The organism is Streptomyces sp. NPDC045026 (assembly GCF_056432625.1).
On record NZ_JBWKIS010000003.1, the window covers coordinates 534,866 to 551,744 of the forward strand.

The 16,879-nt window shown below is 71.3% G+C and carries 15 protein-coding genes; 9 read left to right on the top strand and 6 right to left on the bottom strand.

Annotated features, from left to right (window positions below; all coding sequences use genetic code 11):
- Positions 1-26: 26 nt before the first annotated feature.
- From bla to AC07EJ_RS09810, 4 genes are all read right to left on the bottom strand, one after another.
- Complete coding sequence (gene bla, locus AC07EJ_RS09795; RefSeq protein ID WP_393584965.1) at positions 27-929, bottom strand: class A beta-lactamase; 903 nt, start codon at positions 927-929, stop codon at positions 27-29.
- Positions 930-1,013: 84 nt separating this feature from the next.
- Positions 1,014-2,153: a lysophospholipid acyltransferase family protein gene (locus AC07EJ_RS09800; RefSeq protein WP_389485875.1), complete on the bottom strand. Its 1,140-nt coding sequence runs from the start codon at positions 2,151-2,153 to the stop codon at positions 1,014-1,016.
- 53 nt (positions 2,154-2,206) lie between these two features.
- Positions 2,207-3,061, bottom strand: a complete 855-nt coding sequence (locus AC07EJ_RS09805) for a phosphatidate cytidylyltransferase (protein ID WP_478884025.1) — start codon at positions 3,059-3,061, stop codon at positions 2,207-2,209.
- Complete coding sequence (locus tag AC07EJ_RS09810) at positions 3,058-3,882, bottom strand: CDP-alcohol phosphatidyltransferase family protein (protein ID WP_389485852.1); 825 nt, start codon at positions 3,880-3,882, stop codon at positions 3,058-3,060. Before AC07EJ_RS09810 ends, AC07EJ_RS09805 begins: the two co-directional genes overlap by 4 nt.
- Positions 3,883-3,958: 76 nt before the next feature.
- Here AC07EJ_RS09810 and AC07EJ_RS09815 point away from each other — a divergent pair, with 76 nt between their 5' ends.
- Both AC07EJ_RS09815 and AC07EJ_RS09820 read left to right on the top strand, forming a co-directional pair.
- Complete coding sequence (locus AC07EJ_RS09815) at positions 3,959-4,495, top strand: GNAT family N-acetyltransferase (RefSeq protein ID WP_478884026.1); 537 nt, start codon at positions 3,959-3,961, stop codon at positions 4,493-4,495.
- A 252-nt stretch (positions 4,496-4,747) separates the two neighbouring features.
- Positions 4,748-4,888: a hypothetical protein gene (locus AC07EJ_RS09820; RefSeq protein WP_362904700.1), complete on the top strand. Its 141-nt coding sequence runs from the start codon at positions 4,748-4,750 to the stop codon at positions 4,886-4,888.
- 12 nt (positions 4,889-4,900) lie between these two features.
- Here the strand turns inward: AC07EJ_RS09820 and AC07EJ_RS09825 are convergent, their stop codons facing one another.
- Positions 4,901-6,532: a purple acid phosphatase family protein gene (locus tag AC07EJ_RS09825; RefSeq protein WP_389485848.1), complete on the bottom strand. Its 1,632-nt coding sequence runs from the start codon at positions 6,530-6,532 to the stop codon at positions 4,901-4,903.
- Between the two features lie 157 nt (positions 6,533-6,689).
- On the opposite strand from AC07EJ_RS09825, the gene AC07EJ_RS09830 reads away from it, so the two are divergent.
- From AC07EJ_RS09830 to AC07EJ_RS09845, 4 genes are all read left to right on the top strand, one after another.
- Positions 6,690-7,739: a 3-isopropylmalate dehydrogenase gene (locus tag AC07EJ_RS09830; RefSeq protein ID WP_362904705.1), complete on the top strand. Its 1,050-nt coding sequence runs from the start codon at positions 6,690-6,692 to the stop codon at positions 7,737-7,739.
- A gap of 288 nt (positions 7,740-8,027) precedes the next feature.
- The gene (locus tag AC07EJ_RS09835) at positions 8,028-9,116 is read left to right on the top strand and encodes a branched-chain amino acid aminotransferase (RefSeq protein WP_389485844.1); all 1,089 of its coding nucleotides are present in this window, start codon (positions 8,028-8,030) and stop codon (positions 9,114-9,116) included.
- A gap of 160 nt (positions 9,117-9,276) precedes the next feature.
- On the top strand, positions 9,277-10,347 hold the full coding sequence (locus AC07EJ_RS09840) for a hypothetical protein (RefSeq protein ID WP_389485842.1): 1,071 nt from the start codon (positions 9,277-9,279) through the stop codon (positions 10,345-10,347).
- A gap of 38 nt (positions 10,348-10,385) precedes the next feature.
- A complete protein-coding gene (locus AC07EJ_RS09845) occupies positions 10,386-11,693 on the top strand; it encodes a KamA family radical SAM protein (protein ID WP_389485840.1) in 1,308 nt (435 codons plus the stop codon).
- Between the two features lie 46 nt (positions 11,694-11,739).
- Here AC07EJ_RS09845 and AC07EJ_RS09850 read toward each other — a convergent pair whose 3' ends face one another.
- The gene (locus AC07EJ_RS09850; protein WP_389485838.1) at positions 11,740-13,185 is read right to left on the bottom strand and encodes a cytosine permease; all 1,446 of its coding nucleotides are present in this window, start codon (positions 13,183-13,185) and stop codon (positions 11,740-11,742) included.
- 225 nt (positions 13,186-13,410) lie between these two features.
- Here AC07EJ_RS09850 and ureA point away from each other — a divergent pair, with 225 nt between their 5' ends.
- The 3 genes from ureA to AC07EJ_RS09865 are packed head-to-tail and all read left to right on the top strand — an operon-like array spanning position 13,411 to position 16,869.
- Complete coding sequence (ureA, locus tag AC07EJ_RS09855) at positions 13,411-14,100, top strand: urease subunit gamma (RefSeq protein ID WP_326711006.1); 690 nt, start codon at positions 13,411-13,413, stop codon at positions 14,098-14,100.
- Positions 14,097-15,830 (top strand): urease subunit alpha, encoded by a 1,734-nt coding sequence (locus tag AC07EJ_RS09860; protein WP_389485836.1) that lies wholly within the window; start codon positions 14,097-14,099, stop codon positions 15,828-15,830. Before ureA ends, AC07EJ_RS09860 begins: the two co-directional genes overlap by 4 nt.
- A 10-nt stretch (positions 15,831-15,840) precedes the next feature.
- Positions 15,841-16,869: an agmatine deiminase family protein gene (locus AC07EJ_RS09865; protein WP_389485834.1), complete on the top strand. Its 1,029-nt coding sequence runs from the start codon at positions 15,841-15,843 to the stop codon at positions 16,867-16,869.
- Positions 16,870-16,879: the final 10 nt, after the last annotated feature.

Consider the following 16,879-nt stretch of genomic DNA (forward strand, 5'->3'; position numbering starts at 1 on the left):
GGTCGGAGGCGGTGTCGTGTCCGGGGTCAGAGCAGCGCGTCCACGACGATGCGCGTGATGTCGGCGGCGATCCGGTCCTCGCCCGGCGTGTCCGCGTCGAGCCGGGTCGTGTACACGCAGACGACCAGGGGAGCCCCGCCGCCCGGCGGCCAGGCCACGGCCACGTCGTTGACCCCGCCGTAGGCAGGGGACCCGGTCTTGTCGCCGACGCGCCAGCCCGTCGGGAGCCCCGCGCGGATCCGCTTGTCGCCGGTGGTGTTCTCCACCAGCCACCGGGTCAACTGACCGCGGTCGAGCGGGTGGAGGGCGTCGCCGAGGACCAGCGCGCGCAGGTCCCCGGTCATGGCGGCGGGCGTCGTGGTGTCCCGCCGGTCGCCGGGGATGTTCGTGTTGAGGTCGGTCTCCCACCGGTCGAGCCGGGTCACGGAGTCGCCGAGCGAGCGGGCGAACGCGGTGACGCCGGCGGGGCCGCCGATCCGGCGCATCACCAGATTGGCCGCGGTGTTGTCGCTGTACGTGATCGCCGCGTCGCACAACTCCCTTACCGTCATGCCGGTTTCGAGGTGCATCTCGGTGCGGGGCGAGGCGGCCACGAGGTCGTCGCGTCCGTAGCGGATCAGTACGTCGAGCAGTCCGGGCTCCTGCTCGCGCGCCCTGTGCAGGATCGCCGAGGCGGCGAGCACCTTGAACGTCGAGGCGATCGCGAAGCGTTCGTGCGCGCGGTAGGCGAGGACGGCGCCGGTGCCGGTGTCCAGGGCGTGCACACCGATGCGGCCTGGGTAGCCCGCCTCAAGCTCGCGCAGCCGGCGCCGGGCGCCTTCGCGGGCGTCGAGGGAGGGCGTCGCCCGCGCGGTACCGGGCACGGAGAGGAGGGCGGGGGCCAGGGCCGCGGCGCCGAGGAGGGTCCTGCGCGAGGGAGGTAATTTCATGATCTCGACGGTACGTGAACGGGGTCGGAGACGCGGCGAGGATCGCCCGGTCCGAAGGCCCGCGCCCCTCTGTGACGGCCCGCGTCAGCTCCAGCCCGCCACGATGAGCGCGAGGCCGGCCGCGAAGCCGCCGCACAGCAGGCCCAGGTAGAGCCCGTAGAGCCGGCGCAGCCGGTGCACCAGGAAGCCGAAGGCGCCGAAGGCGAGGCCCACGGTGAGGGTGCGGGATCCGCGGGCACGAGCCGACTCGGACAGCCAGCCCGTGACGGGGACGTCCGCACGGCCCGCCTCCTTCGCGTAGACCTTGAACGGGATGCCGTTCCAGGGCTGGTGGCGTACGGCCGACGCGCCTTCGACGGACAGTTCGTGACGGACCTCCGCCCGCATCCGGTCCGTCGTCAGAGGTGCGGGCAACGAGACGCCCATGGAGGCCAGTTGGAGCGCGAACAGGCCGCCCGCGAGGCTGCCCGCGAGCGCCGTGACGGACAGTTTCAGGGACCGGCGCGGCACCGCCACGCACGCCACTGCGAGGAACAGCTCCGGCATCAGCGGCCAGCTCAGCGCCTCCGCGAACGCCCACGCGAAGGCGAGGAGCAGCCCGAGCCGGGCGCTGATCACACGGGCCAGAACCTTGCGGACGCGGGAGTCCCGCAGCGGCTCCGCGACCGTACGGGCATGAAGGGCGGCCACCGCGATACGGGCCTCCTCCGGTGTCGCCGTGTACGGGAGCGGCTCACCGATGCGCACCCGGACCAGGGACGGGCGCAGCCTGCCGTGCTTGGGAAGGAGCCGCTCCGTGCCCGCGATACCGACCGGCACGACCGGCACGCGCGCGTGCTCCGCCAGGACCAGGGCGCCCCGGTGGAACGAACCCAGCTCACCCGCACGCGCGCGCGTGCCCTCGGGGAAGAGGACCACGGCGCGGCCCGCGCGCAGTGTGTCCGTCATGCCGAGCAGGTCGTCCATGCCCCCGCCCGACCGCCGCACCGGGAACCCGGCGGCGAGGCGGCGGCAGATCCGGCTGCGCCAGGGCGAGGCGAACCAGTAGTCCGCCGCCGCGCCGATCGCCGGGGCGTGCGAGGCGTCGAGCGCCGCGAGCAGCGCCGCGGTGTCGGCGTGCGAGCTGTGGTTGGCGACCACGACACAGCCGCCGCGCGGGAGCAGGCCCCGGCGCTCCACGCCGCCGGTGAGGGTGAGGGCGAGCCACCACAGGGCGTGGCGCATACGGGCGGCCGCACGGGGCGGGCGTACACGGGCCGGAGCGGTCACGGTCGTCGTCACAGGGTCACCACCATCACGAGGAGGAGGGCCACGAGGAGCGAGTCGACGCGGTCGAGGAGCCCGCCGAAGCCCGGCAGCCAGCTGCCCGCGTCCTTCACGCCCGCCTCGCGCTTCACCATCGACTCGACGAGATCGCCGAGGACGCAGCCGGCCAGGACGGCCGCCCACAGGACCGGCGTGAACGCGCCGACTGCCGCGAGGGCGGCGGCAGTTGCGACCGCGGCGCCCACGACACCGGCCCACGTCTTGTTGGGGGACAGCGGCGAAAGCCGCCGCGCGAGCGGCCCCCGTCGGCCGAGCGCGGTACCGCCGCACCACGCGCCCACGTCACCGAACGCCACCGCGACCCCCACCGCGAGCGCCGTGTCGCCGAGCAGCACCAGGCCGCTCAGCGACACCGGGATCCACAGCAGACCGAAGAGCGTGCGGCACGCGCGCGTGAAGCCCTGTTCGGCGTCGCCCGCGCAGACCGCCGCGAGGACGGCGAGCACGAGAAGGGCCCCGGTCATGCGGGGGTCGGGCCCCGCAAGTGCCGCGCCCGGTACGGCGATCGCGGCGGCGACCAGTACGGCCCGCTCCGCGCGTGGCAGGCCTGCCATCCGCGCGTACTCGCCCACCGCGATCACGCCGAGCCCGGCCGCGAGCACGAACGCGCCCGCGCGGCCCACGAAGAACGCTCCGATGAACAGCGGCGCGGCCAGCGCCCAGGTCCGCCAGCGTCTGCGCAGCTCGGCCCGCATCCGGAGCCGGGACGGCAGCGAGGCGACGGCGACGCCACCGGCCCCGAGCACTCCGGCCACGACCGGCACGGCCCGCCCGGCCACCTCGCCGGCGACGAACACGGCGCTCATCGGGTGCCCCGCAGCTGCGTGCCGCGGTCCGCGGGGGACTGTGGGCGGGTGTGCGTGATGGAGCCGGACACTTCGCCGGGGTCGAGAGGGAGGGCTCGATCGGGCTTCGAGGGAGGGGAGCTGAGCTTGGGGGAGCGGGAGGGAGAGGCGGACGGGCGGCGACGGGTGGCCGGGGCCGGGGGCTCCGCCACCGGAACCTCAGCCGTCTCCCTAGCCACAGCCGTGCCCGTAGCCACATCCGGCCCAGGCCGGCCGAGCGCCCGCCACACCCACACCGTTCGCAGCACCGCCGTCACCGCGGACCCTGCCGCGATCATGGCGAGCGCCGGTACCGCCCAGCTGGAGGCCGCGGCCACGACCGCGAGGAGGCAGCGCTCCGTCTTGCCGACCGGGCCGCCGTTGCGCCGGGGCGCGCCCGCCGCCGCGCCCGCCAGGGAGACCCATGAAGGGAGCGTCGTCGCGAAGGCCGCCGCGGCCACCAGCCACAGGGGGGCCAGCGGCAGGAAGCCCGCGATGACGAGCAGGTCGGCCGTGCGGTCGCCCAGTTCGTTCAGGAGCGCGCCACGACGCGTCGTGCGGCCGGTGTCGCGGGCGAGCGCGCCGTCCAGGTTCGCGAAGGCGAGCCGCGCCGCGAGCAGCACCGCCACCGGAAGCGCGGCCAGGGGCGCCGGCAGCCAGGCGAGCGCCGCCGCGGCGCCCGCGGCGCACCCGACGCCGGCCGCCGTCAGGGTGTCGGGCGAGACCTGCCGGGCGGCGAGCGCGTGGCGCAGACCGGAGAGCCGGTCCGCGTACCAGGGCTTGAGAGCGTAGAGGCCGTTCATGAGTACGACTGTGCCGCCGCGGACGGGGCGTGAAATCGGCACGCGTACTCAAATAGCGCGTGAGTACGGTGTCCCGGTGACCTCGTTGAGCACCGCACACACCGCCGACCTCAGCCGAGCCGAACTCCGGGCCGTGCGCGCCCTGTTGGACGACGCCTTCAACGGCGGCTTCAGCGACGACGACTGGGACCACACCGTCGGCGGCGTGCACGCCCTCGTGCGCGACAGCGCCGGCACCCTCGTGGCGCACGGCTCGGTCGTGCAGCGCAGGCTCGCGCACGACGGCCGCTCGCTGCGCACCGGCTACGTCGAGGGCGTCGCCGTCCGCGCCGACGCGCGCAGGAGCGGCCTGGGCGGGCAGGTACTGGCGGCCCTGGAGCGGGTGATCGACGCGGCCTACGAACTGGGCGCGCTGTCCGCGTCGCCCGACGGAGCGGCGCTCTACCGGGCGCGCGGCTGGGAGGAGTGGCCGGGGGAGTTCGGCGCGTACGGTCCCGACGGGCCGGTGTGGCTCCCGGACGACGAGAGCCCGCCGTTCCTGCGTCACGTCACGGCCGCCCTCGACCCGGCCCACACGCTCCTCTTCGACTGGCGGGGCGGCGACGTTCTCTGAGCCCGGAGCGCCGACTGCCCCCGGCGCGAAGGCGCAGGTCGCCGTGGTCCCCGTCTCAGATAGTAGGAAGTCCGAGTAATTGTGGAGACAGAAGCGGGCTCCTCGCTTAGCTTTGTAGGAGCCGAACGTCTCGCTCGATCCAGCGAATGGCGGTCGTGAGCTGAGCAGAAGGCAGGTAACCCCTGCGGCTCCAGGCTCCCCGCCTCTTCCGGCGCCTCGATATCCCCCGTGATCTCAAGGAGTCGATCTCTCATGGCCACTGCGACGCCCGTCCGCCGTCGAGTCCGTCACGCATCGCCGTCCGAATCGGACCGCAAGAACGCCGCCGCCGCCCTGCAGCGCGCCCTCGACCGCAGGGACAACGGCGGCGAGACGGGGCACGAGATCCGTTAGGGCCCCTCGCCCCTACGGCTTCGCGCCCCGCCTCACCTCGAAATAGTCGATGCGCTCGCCGCTCTCGGCCAGCGCTGAGACCTTCAGCCTCGGTGTCACGCCCGCCCCGCCGCTCTCCGCCTCCACCGCGAGGAACGAGAAGCCGGTGTACCGCACCCGCGACCACTGAACGGTGTCCGGGTTCGGCCGGCGTGACTTCGTCCAGTGGAACGTCACGATCGACTCGTGGTCGTGGACATGACCCTCGTAGCTGTCCCCGACCCCGGTTCCGAACCCGTAGAGGTCCTTGCCGGCGCCGCCCGCGGTGACGTACACGATGCCGTCGCGCGTCGGATCGGTCGACGCGCCGACCGGCACCGGCTTGCCCACCTCTCCGTCCTTGATGGCGTCCGTGCGCTCGTACACGTGGTTGTGCCCGTTGATCACCAGGTCCACCTGGTGCTCGGCGAACAGCGGCAGCCACGCGGCGCGCACCCCGCCGTCGGAGGCGTGCGTCGACGTCGAGTACGCGCAGTGGTGGAAGAAGACCACCACGAAGTCGATGTCCTTGCGCGCGCGCAGCTCACCGAGCCGCCTGCCCAGCCACGCGGTCTGCTTGCCGTCCGTGTATCCCTTGTTGGCGGGGATCTCGTACGAGACGTCGTTCGCGTCGAGCGCGACGACGCCCACGTTCCCGTACACGAAGGAGTAGACGCCCGGCGCGTTCCGCGGGTCCGGGCCGTTGTCCGGCAGGCTCCAGCGGGCCGACTGGCCGCCGTACCCGTTGGGGGAGTACCAGGCCTCCATGTCGTGGTTGCCGGTCGTCACCATCCACGGCACCGACTTCGCGACCGACTCCGTCTGTGCGAGGAACTGGTCCCACACGCGCGCGTCGTACGTGTCCGACTCCTTGCCGTGCCCGGTGCTGTCGGCGTAGCAGATGTCGCCCGCGTGCAGATGGAACGAGGGGTTCTGCCCCAGGATCAACTGGTCGTTGGCGAGCGCGTCATAACTGACGCCCTGGTCGCCGAAGGCCGTGAAGACGAACGTCTCCGCCTTCGCCGGAGCCGTGCGGAAGGAGCCGATCGTCGCGATGCGCTCCGCGGACGCCGGGTCGAAACCGTCGTGGCCCACCCCGTAGTAGTACGTCGTCCCGGGGGTCAGGCCGTCCAGGGCCGCGTGCAGATAGTGCTGCTCGACCGCCGGGAGCTTCTTGGAGAGGGGCGGGGTGTGCAGCGCGCGCACCTCCGCCTCGATCTTCCGGCTGAGGTCCCAGGGCTTCAGGCCCACCCGTACGAACGGCCTGCGCACCGCGAACGGCACCTGCCAGGAGATCCGCATCTGCGTCTTCGGGTCGGCGCCAAAGGCGAGATGGCGGGCGAAGGGGGCGACGAGGGAGCCGTCGACCTGCACCGCCGCCGAGCGGACGGGAGCGGCGGGTGAGGCGGGAGCGGAAGGTCCCGCGTACGCCGAGGGGGCCGAGCCGCCCAGGAGGGTCAGGCCGCCCACGCTCGCGGCGGTCCCGGTCAGGACGCGCCGCCTGCTGAACCGGGCGCGCAGGTACTCGTGCTGTTCCGGCATGCTCAGGCGGCGGGCCAGCTGCTCGGGTATCCCGACGTTCGGCGTGGGGGGTCCGGGAGGTGTTCCCCTGGATGGCGCAGTCATGGAAAGAGAACTTCCCAGCAGCAACCAACAAGGGTCATACCTACGGGTGAACACAGGTGGGCCGTATGGCGTCCCCCGCGACGGACCCGCACGGTCGACTGTCCGAATGTTGGACAGCGAGTGTCATCCCATGGGACGCCGAAGTATGCTGTCCAGCATGTCGGCTAGCTCTCGCATCCTCAATCTCGCAGTGATCCCCGGTGACGGCATCGGCCAGGAGGTCGTGGCCCAGGGGCTCAAGGTCCTCGGCGCCGTCCTCCCGCAGGATGTGAAGCTGGAGACCAAGGAGTACGACTTCGGCGCCAGGCGTTACCACGCGACCGGTGAGACCCTCACCGACGCCGACGTCGCGGCGCTCAAGCAGCACGACGCCATCCTGCTCGGCGCGATCGGTGACCCCTCGGTCCCGTCCGGCGTCCTCGAGCGCGGCTTCCTGCTCAAGCTCCGCTTCCTCTTCGACCACCACGTCAACCTCCGCCCGAGCAAGCTGCTCCCGGGTGTGGCGACGCCCCTCAAGGGCCAGCCGGAGATCGACTTCATCGTGGTCCGCGAGGGCACCGAAGGCCCGTACACGGGCAACGGCGGCTCGATCCGCACCGGCACCCCGCACGAGGTCGCCACCGAGGTCTCCGTCAACACGGCGTTCGGTGTCGAGCGCGTGGTCCGTGACGCCTTCGCGCGCGCCCAGGCCCGCCCCCGCAAGAAGCTCACGCTGGTCCACAAGAACAACGTGCTGTCCTTCGCGGGTCACCTCTGGACGAACATCTTCAACAAGGTGGCCGCGGAGTTCCCCGAGGTCACCACCGACTACCTGCACGTGGACGCGGCGACGATCTTCCTCGTCACCGACCCCGAGCGCTTCGACGTGATCGTCACCGACAACCTCTTCGGCGACATCATCACCGACCTCGCCGCTGCCGTCTCCGGCGGCATCGGCGTCGCGGCCTCCGGGAACATCAACCCGTCCCGCGAGTTCCCGTCGATGTTCGAGCCGGTCCACGGCTCGGCCCCCGACATCGCCGGCCAGGGCAAGGCCGACCCCACGGCCACCGTCCTGTCCGTGGCGCTCCTGCTGCGTCACCTCGGCTACGAGGCCGAGGCCGCCCGCATCGAGGACGCCGTCTCCGCCGACCTGGCCGAGCGCGGCACCACCGCGCGGACGACCGACGAGATCGGCGACGCGCTCGCCGGCCGAGTAGCCGGCTGACCCGCCGCGCTTAATGCACTTAAGCAGCCGCCGGGTCGCATCCGCACCCGGCGGCTTCACCTTTGCGGTCCCCGGGTGCCACCATCAACCCCAGGACCGCACCTCACGCCGGACCCGTACGGGCCGTTTTCGTCCATCGGACCCCACGAGCGATAATCGAACGTGGGGCCGCGGTGAACGCAAAAGCTCGGACGACCAAGTAGTTGAGCAGTTGGGTAGTTCGAGCTTCCAGCTGCACGAGCGTGCAAAGCGGTCCGTCACACACAAACCGGTGAAGGACACGCAACCATGACGACGCCCACGATCGAGCTCAAGCCCTCCTCGACCCCGCTGTCCGGCGCGGAGCGCGAGGCGATCCTGGCCAACCCGGGATTCGGCCGCCACTTCACCGACCACATGGTGACGATCCGGTGGACCGAGGGCCGCGGCTGGCACGACGGGCAGCTCGTGCCCTACGGACCGCTCTCCCTCGACCCGGCGACGAACGTCCTGCACTACGCACAGGAGATCTTCGAGGGCCTCAAGGCCTACCGCCAGCCCGACGGCACCGTCGCGACCTTCCGCCCCGAGATGAACGCCAAGCGCTTCCAGGCCTCGGCTCGCCGCCTGGCCATGCCCGAGCTGCCGGTCGAGACGTTCATCGAGGCGTGCGACGCGCTGGTCCGGCAGGACATCGCGTGGGTCCCGGCGCATGGCGGCGAGGAGTCCCTCTACCTGCGCCCCTTCATGATCGCGACCGAGGTCGGCCTGGGCGTGAAGCCCGCCAACGAGTACCTCTTCATCGTGATCGCCTCGCCCGCGGGCGCCTACTTCGCCGGTGGCGTCAAGCCCGTGTCGATCTGGCTGTCCGAGGACCGCGTGCGCGCCGTCCCCGGCGGCATGGGCGACGCCAAGACCGGCGGCAACTACGCGGCGTCCCTGCTCGCCCAGGCCGAGGCCGCCGCCCACGGCTGCGACCAGGTCGCCTACCTCGACGCCGTCGAGCACAAGTGGGTCGAGGAACTCGGCGGCATGAACCTGTACTTCGTGTACGGAGACAAGATCGTCACCCCCGAGCTGACCGGCTCGCTCCTCGCGGGCGTCACCCGTGACTCGCTCCTCTCGGTCGCCCGCGACCTGGGCTACGAGTCCGTCGAGGGCCGCGTCTCCATCGACCAGTGGCAGGCCGACACCGAGAACGGCACGCTCACCGAGGTCTTCGCCTGCGGCACCGCGGCGGTCATCACGCCCGTCGGCACTGTCAAGCGCGCCGGCGCCGAGTGGTCCCAGTCGGGCGGCGAGCCCGGCAAGGTCACGCTGAAGCTGCGCGAGGCGCTGCTCGACATCCAGCGCGGCACGTCCGCGGACAAGCACGGCTGGATGCACCAGCTCGGCTGAGCCGGACGGATTTCCCGCCGGTTCCCGGTGCCCCGACGGGCATCCGGGGACCGGCAATTCGTTCGACCCCCACGGAGTACGGCCCGTGCCGGGCGGGTATCGAAAGATTCCACGGGGGGATCGGGCCCTCCTGTGGCTCTACGAGGGGGGTGCACCACACGTGTCCGCGATCCCGCCCATCTCCCGGCCCCGCTGGCTCCTGCGCGTGTTACGGACCCCGCGCAGACCGCAGAGCCTCTCCGTTCTGATCGGTCTCGCGGCGGTCTCCGCGGTCCTGCTGTGGCGCAGCTCCGCCATGGACAACTACGGCGAGAACCTGGCGCTCAACCTCGGCACGGACATCGTCGGAGTGGTGGTCACGGTCTTCGTGATCGGCCCCCTCATCAGCCGGGCCCAGGAGGGGCGCGTCCGTGAACACACCCGGCTCGACTACGAGTGGTTCAGTGCCCAGGTGTACGGCACCACGTCGAACGTCAAACTGCTCGACACCTTCTCGAACGTCCTCGGTCCGCAGTTCTCCGAGCGGCTCTTCCGCGGCGTCAAGGCGGCCACCGCCCACGGGGCACGCGTCCAGATCCTGCTGCTCGACCCGGACTCCCTGGCCGTCATCCTGCGCGGCAGGGAACTCGGCGACCAGCATGCCGACATCCGCCGCGACATCATGCGCAATCTGCGCACACTCCATGCCTTCCGGGGCAGGCTCGACGAGGCGTCCCGCGAGCTCCTCGAGGTGCGGCTGTGCTCGACCTCGCCCGGAGTGACGCTCTACGGGTGGGACGACCGGGCGCTCGTCTCCTTCCTCACCGTCGGCCGGCTCTCCGGCGAGGGCCCCCAGCTGGAGGTCGCCGTACGATCGCCCCTGGGCGCGTTCGTGGAGCAGCGCTTCGACGAGCTGTGGCAGCAGAGCAAGCCGATGGAGCAGTTCACGCATCTGGCCGTCACCCTGGTCGACGACGCCGACGGGCGGCGCGAGTTCATGTGCCGCTTCGTAGTGGTGGACGAGGTCCTCTACGTGGCGGAGTTCGATCTCGTGTCGCACATCGCCCGCCACCGGCTGGACCAACTCACCGCATATAGTGAGACTTTGGGGTCTCCCGTCTCGCACGAGCTGATCGTGGTCGATGACGAGAGTCAGCTGCACTCGCGGCTCACCCAGCACTTCGCGGAGAAGTACGACGCTCCCGCGGCGGCATTTGTCTGGCTGCGCCCGCAAGCCCTGGTGACGGAATAGAGGCCCTGGCACGGATGAGTTCAGCGCACGTTCCAGCCTTGGGGCCGGAGAAGAACGGGGCGGGGAGGTTTCGCGCCTTCACGTCCCGGGACCTGGACGGACTGCTGCGGCGGATGGGCCTGTCCGGAGAGGAGAGGCTCGGGCTGCGCGCCGTGGCCGCCGTCCTGCCGTTCCGTACGAACGCGTACGTCGTCGACGAGGTCATCGACTGGTCGGCCGCGCCCGACGATCCGATCTTCCGTCTGACCTTTCCACAGGTGGGCATGCTGCCCGCGCCGGACCTGAAGCAGATGGCCGGCCTGATCGCGGGTGAGGCGCCCGCGGCCGAGGTGCGGCGGGCGGCGCACGAGATCCGGATGAGGCTCAACCCGCATCCCTCGGGGCAGCTGGACGCCAACGTCCCGGTGCACGAGGGGCGCCGCCTGGAAGGCCTCCAGCACAAGTACCCGGAGACCGTCCTCGTCTTCCCGCGCCCCGGGCAGACGTGCCATGCGTACTGCACCTACTGCTTCCGCTGGCCCCAGTTCGTGGGCGAGCCCGAACTGCGGATCGCGACCGACGACATGGCATCCACCACGGCGTACCTGCGCGCCCACCCCGAGGTCACCAGCGTGCTCGTCACCGGCGGCGACCCGCTCGTCATGAGCACCGAGGTGCTGCGGCGTACCGTCGAGCCGCTGCTCGGGATTGAGAGCGTCCAGTCCATCCGGATCGGCACGAAATCACTGGCCTTCTGGCCGTACCGGTTCGTGACCGACCGGGATGCCGACGATCTGCTGCGCCTCTTCGCGCAGGTGGCGGAGAGCGGCCGCAATCTCGCGCTGATGGCTCACTTCACGCATCCCCAGGAGCTGCGCCCCGCCGTCGTGCGGGAGGCGATGCGCCGCATCCGTGACACCGGCGCCGTGATCCGCTGCCAGGGCCCCCTGGTCCGGGGCATCAACGACAGTGCGGAGGCCTGGGCCGGTCTGTGGAGCGAGACGACCCGCCTGGGAGCCGTGCCGTACTACCAGTTCGTGGAGCGCGACACGGGCCCGCAGGGGTTCTTCGGTGTGCCGCTGGCCCGCGGGTACCGGATCTTCCGCGATGCCTACGCCCAGGTCACCGGGCTCGCGCGGACGGTGCGTGGCCCCGTGATGTCGGCGATGCCCGGCAAGGTGTCCGTGGACGGGATCACCGAAGTGGGCGGCGAGAAGGTGTTCGTCCTGCATTTGATCCAGGCGCGCGATCCGGCGCTGGTGAACCGGCCGTTCTTCGCCGCGTACGACGAGGACGCCACCTGGTTCACCGACCTGAAGCCCGCTTTCGGCGCGAGCCAGTTCCTGCCGGGCCTAGACGCCACCTGACGTTGCGGCCGTGGCCCGGCGCGCGCCGGGCCACGCGTGAGAGGCGTCAGGCGGAGGCCGTCACGGGCTCCTCCGTCGGCTTCTCCGCCCCGGTGGAGGGCGGGGCGGTGGGGGCCTTCTGCCCGATGTTCAGCGTCAGGTAGGCGATGGTCGTGATGGTGGCGGACAGCAGGAAGCTGAAGTCGATACCACCGGTGTACGGGACCATGGGGCCGGTGTAGGTCGGGGTGGCGTCGACGCACAGGACACCGACGATCGCGCCGATGGCCCAGGCGAGGGCGGCGCGGACGTTCCAGCCGGCCTGGAACCAGTAGATGCCGCCGACGGTGCCGCGGTTGTAGACCTGGAGCGACTCGGAGTCGTACGTGCCCTTGCAGCGGAAGTGGTTGAGCAGGGTGATCACGGCCCACGGGGTGCCGAGGGCGGTCAGGATCAGCACGAACGCGGTCATGGCGTCCGCCGCGTTCCACAGGTAGTGGCCGGCGTAGACGAGGACGGTGGAGGCACCGGCGATGACGTACGTGCACTGGGTCCGGGTCGCCTTCGGCAGGATCGCGTCCATGTCCAGACCCATGCTGTAGAGCATCAGACCGGCGTTGCCGACGGAGCCGGCGGAGGCGGCGAGCACCAGCGGGATCAGGTACCAGCCCGGGGCCATGGCGACGAGGCCGACGGCCCAGTCGTCGGCGTGGACCGCGATGGCGGTGAAAGTACCGAACAGCTGCGGGATCAGCAGGCCGACCATGAGGCCGGCGTAGGTGCACAGGTAGACGGCTTTGCTGCTGTGGCGCTTGGGCGAGATGTAGCGGGTGTAGTCGCCGAGCAGGGTGATGAAGGCGATCGGACCGCTGAGGCCGGCGGCGACGGCGGAGAGGATCCAGGTCGGCCAGAAGCCGCCCAGCGCGTATCCGCTCGGGTCGGGCGCGGCGGTGGTGAAGTGCGGTGCGTAGGCGACAACGCCCAGGACCAGCAGGATCGTCATGCCGATGGCCAGGAAGCGGCTCATGCGGAGCAGGAGCTTGTAGCCGAACACGGCGCCGAAGGCGGTGGCGAAGGCCAGCACGGCGTAGACGACGCCGGTGGTCACGCCGTTCTCGGGGAGCCCGATGACGCGGTGCAGCGCGCCGACCACCGAGTCGCCGCCGACCCAGAGGGTCAGCGCGCTGTAGCCGAGGGAGAGCAGCAGACCGATGACCGAGCCGAGGAGCCGGCCCCGGACGCCGAAGGCCCCGCCGCTGCTGGTGGAGAGATTGGTCGCGGTGCGCAGGGAGACCAGGGAGAGCGGCGCCACGAGGATGCTGCCGACGACGGTGCCGGTGACCAGAGCCGTGAAGGCGTCCCACCATCCGAGACCGAACGTCACCGGCAGCGCGCCGAAGATGATCACGCCGAGGGCGAGGTTGGAGCCGAGGAGGATGCTCACCAAGTCCCGTGGGCGGCTGGTGCGTTCTTCGTCCGGGACGGTGTCGACACCGCGCGTTTCGATCGGCATTGCGTGCTCTCCTGGAGGGACGATTCGCGGTTAGAGCGTCGCTCAATGACGTTTTAATGTGACTGACACGTCAAGTTCAGTCAACACTTCACGGGCAATAATTCGGTTGTTAGAGTGGTGTTCTAAATCGAGGCTCGTCCGGCAATGACGACTGGTCGTCACCGAGTGACGGATAGTGAGCGAGACGGCTTCAGGCAACGAATCAGGACACGGAGGTGTGGTGGCGTGCGTCTGACCCCCACGGAACGCGATCGGCTGCTGCTGTTCGGGGCCGCCGAGCTGGCCAGGGCCCGGAAGGCCCGGGGCCTGCGGCTCAATGTCCCCGAGGCGACGGCCCTGATCGCGGACACGGTGTGCGAGGCGGCCAGGGACGGCCGGCGGCTCGCCGAGGCCATCGAGGCGGCCCGCTCCGTCCTCGGCCCCGACGATGTGCTCCCCGGCGTCAGTGACGTCGTCACGGAGGTGCACGTCGAGGCCGTCTTCGACGACGGGTCCCGGCTCGCCGTGGTCAGCGACCCGATCGGCTCGTCGCTGGGCGACGAGGCGCCGGGCGCGCTGCTCCCGGGCCCCGAGCACAGCGACCCGCCGGCCACGGTGACGCTCACGGCGACCAACACGTCGAGCGTCCCCGTCTCCGTCACCTCCCACTTCCACTTCTTCGAGGCCAACCCGCGGCTCGACTTCGACCGCGCGGCCGCGTACGGCATGCGGCTCGCCGTCCCCGCCGGGTCGTCGGTGCGGTTCGGGCCGGGGGAGAGCGCCGAGGTGGGCCTCGTGCCCATCGGCGGCGCGCGCGTCGCGATCGGCTTCGCCGGGCTCGTCGACGGCCCGCTGGACGCGCCGGGCGCCAAGGAGGAGGCCCTGCGCAGGGCAGCCGCCTGCGGATATCTCGGAGTGAAGGGAACGGGCGCATGAGCAGGCCCACCAAGCACAGCGACCACTGCGCGCCGGGCAGCCGGCACATCGACCCCCACGCGTACGCCGCCACCCACGGCCCGCGCGCCGGTGACCGCGTGCGCCTCGGCGACTCGGGCCTGACCGTCCGCGTCGAGTCCGACTCACAGGCGTACGGCGAGGAGTTCCTCGCCGGGTTCGGCAAGACGGCCCGCGACGGACTGCACCTCAAGGCCGCCGCCGTCCGCGAGACCTGCGACGTCGTGATCAGCAACGTCCTCGTGATCGACGCCGTACAGGGGATCAGGAAGGTCTCCATCGGCATCCGCGAGGGTCGGATCCACGCCATAGGGCGCGCCGGTAACCCCGACACCCTCGACGGGGTCGACGTCGTCGTCGGCACCGGCACGTCCATCGTGTCGGGCGAGGGCCTCATCGCCACCGCGGGCGCCGTCGACACCCACGTACACCTGCTGTCGCCGCGCATCATGGAGGCCTCGCTCGCCTCCGGTGTGACCACGATCATCGGCCAGGAGTTCGGGCCCGTGTGGGGCGTCGGCGTCAACTCGCCCTGGGCGCTGCGCCACGCGTTCAACGCCTTCGACGCCTGGCCCGTCAACATCGGCTTCCTCGGCCGGGGTTCGTCCTCGCACGACGCCCCGCTGATCGAGGCGCTCGCCGAGGGCGGCGCGTCCGGCTTCAAGGTGCACGAGGACATGGGCGCCCACACCCGCGCCCTCGACACCGCGCTGCGCGTCGCCGAGGAGCACGACGTCCAGGTCGCCCTGCACAGCGACGGCCTGAACGAGTGCCTGTCCGTCGAGGACACCCTGAGGGTCCTCGACGGCCGCACCATCCACGCCTTCCACATCGAGGGCTGCGGCGGCGGACACGTACCGAACGTCCTGAAGATGGCGGGCGTCCCGAACGTCATCGGGTCGTCCACCAACCCCACGCTGCCCTTCGGCCGCGACGCCGTCGCCGAGCACTACGGCATGATCGTCTCGGTCCACGACCTCAAGACCGACCTGCCGGGCGACGCCGCCATGGCCCGCGACCGGATCCGCGCCGGGACGATGGGTGCCGAGGACGTCCTGCACGACCTGGGCGCCATCGGCATCACGTCGTCGGACGCGCAGGGCATGGGCCGCGCCGGCGAGACCGTGCGCAGGACCTTCGCCATGGCCGGCAAGATGAAGGCCGAACTCGGCCCGATGTCCGGCGACGGCGACCATGACGACAACGCGCGCGTCCTGCGCTACATGGCGAAGCTGACCATCAACCCCGCCATCGCGCACGGCCTCTCCCACGAGGTCGGCTCCATCGAGGCCGGCAAGCTCGCCGACATCGTGCTGTGGCGCCCCGAGTTCTTCGGCGCGAAGCCGCAGCTCGTCCTCAAGTCCGGCTTCCCCGCGTACGGCGTCGTCGGCGACCCGAACGCGGCCACCGACACCTGCGAACCCCTCGTCCTGGGACCGCAGTTCGGGGCGCACGGCGCGACCGCGGCGGACATCTCCGTCGCGTTCGTCGCCCAGGCCGCCCTCGACCAGGGCAACGACAAGATGCCCACCCGCCGCCGCCGTGTCGCCGTCCGCGGCACTCGCGGCATCGGCCCCGCCGACCTGCGGCTCAACTCCCGCACCGGCTCCATCGACGTCGACCAGGCCACCGGACTCGTCACGCTCGACGGCGACCCGGTCCGCTCCGAACCGGCCGACTCCGTCTCCCTGAACCGTCTCTACTTCCTGTGAGGACCCGCTCATGAGCAGCTTCCACATGCCCCCCGAGTGGGCCCCGCACGAGCGCACCTGGATGGCCTGGCCGAGCCCCAACCCGACGTTCACCAACGACGAGGAGCTGGCCGAGGCGCGCGAGGCCTGGGCGTCCGTGGCCCGCGCCGTACGCAGCTTCGAGCCGGTCACCGTGATCGTCGCCCCCGGCCAGAGCGACTCGGCCCGCGCGCTCCTCGGCGACGACATCGACCTCGTCGAGCGCGACCTCGACGACGCGTGGATGCGCGACATCGGCCCCACGTTCGTCGTCGGCGACGGCCAACTGGCCGCCGTGGACTGGACGTTCAACGGCTGGGGCGCCCAGGACTGGGCCGTCTGGGAGCACGACGCGAAAATAGCCCGCCACATCGCGGACCTCGCCGACGTCCCCGTCCACTCCTCCTCCCTCGTCAACGAGGGCGGCGGCATCCACGTCGACGGCGAGGGCACCGTGCTCCTCACCGAGACCGTGCAGCTCGACCCCGACCGCAACCCGGGCCGCACCAAGGCCGAGGTCGAGCAGGAGATCCACGCCCGGATCGGCACCACCAAGGCCATCTGGCTGCCGCGCGGCCTCACCGGCGACTACGGCGTCTACGGCACCCGCGGCCACGTCGACATCGTCGCCGCGTTCGCCGCGCCCGGCGTCGTCCTGGTCCACTCGCAGCAGGACCCCGCCCACCCCGACCACGAGCTGAGCAAGCAGCTCATCGCCCAGCTCAAGGGGGAGACGGACGCCAAGGGCCGGCCCCTGGAGGTCGTCGAGGTCCCCGCGCCGACCGTCCTCAAGGACGACGAGGGCTGGGTCGACTACTCGTACATCAACCACTACCTGTGCAACGACGGCGTCGTCCTGTGCTCCTTCGACGACCCGAATGACGAGGTCGCGGCCGGCATCTTCCGCCGTCTTTTCCCGGGCCGGACGGTGCAGCTCGTGGACGCCCGTACGATCTTCGCCGGGGGCGGTGGCATTCACTGCATCACCCAGCAGCAACCCGAGATCACGCCCGCACGCTGAAAGACCCGCA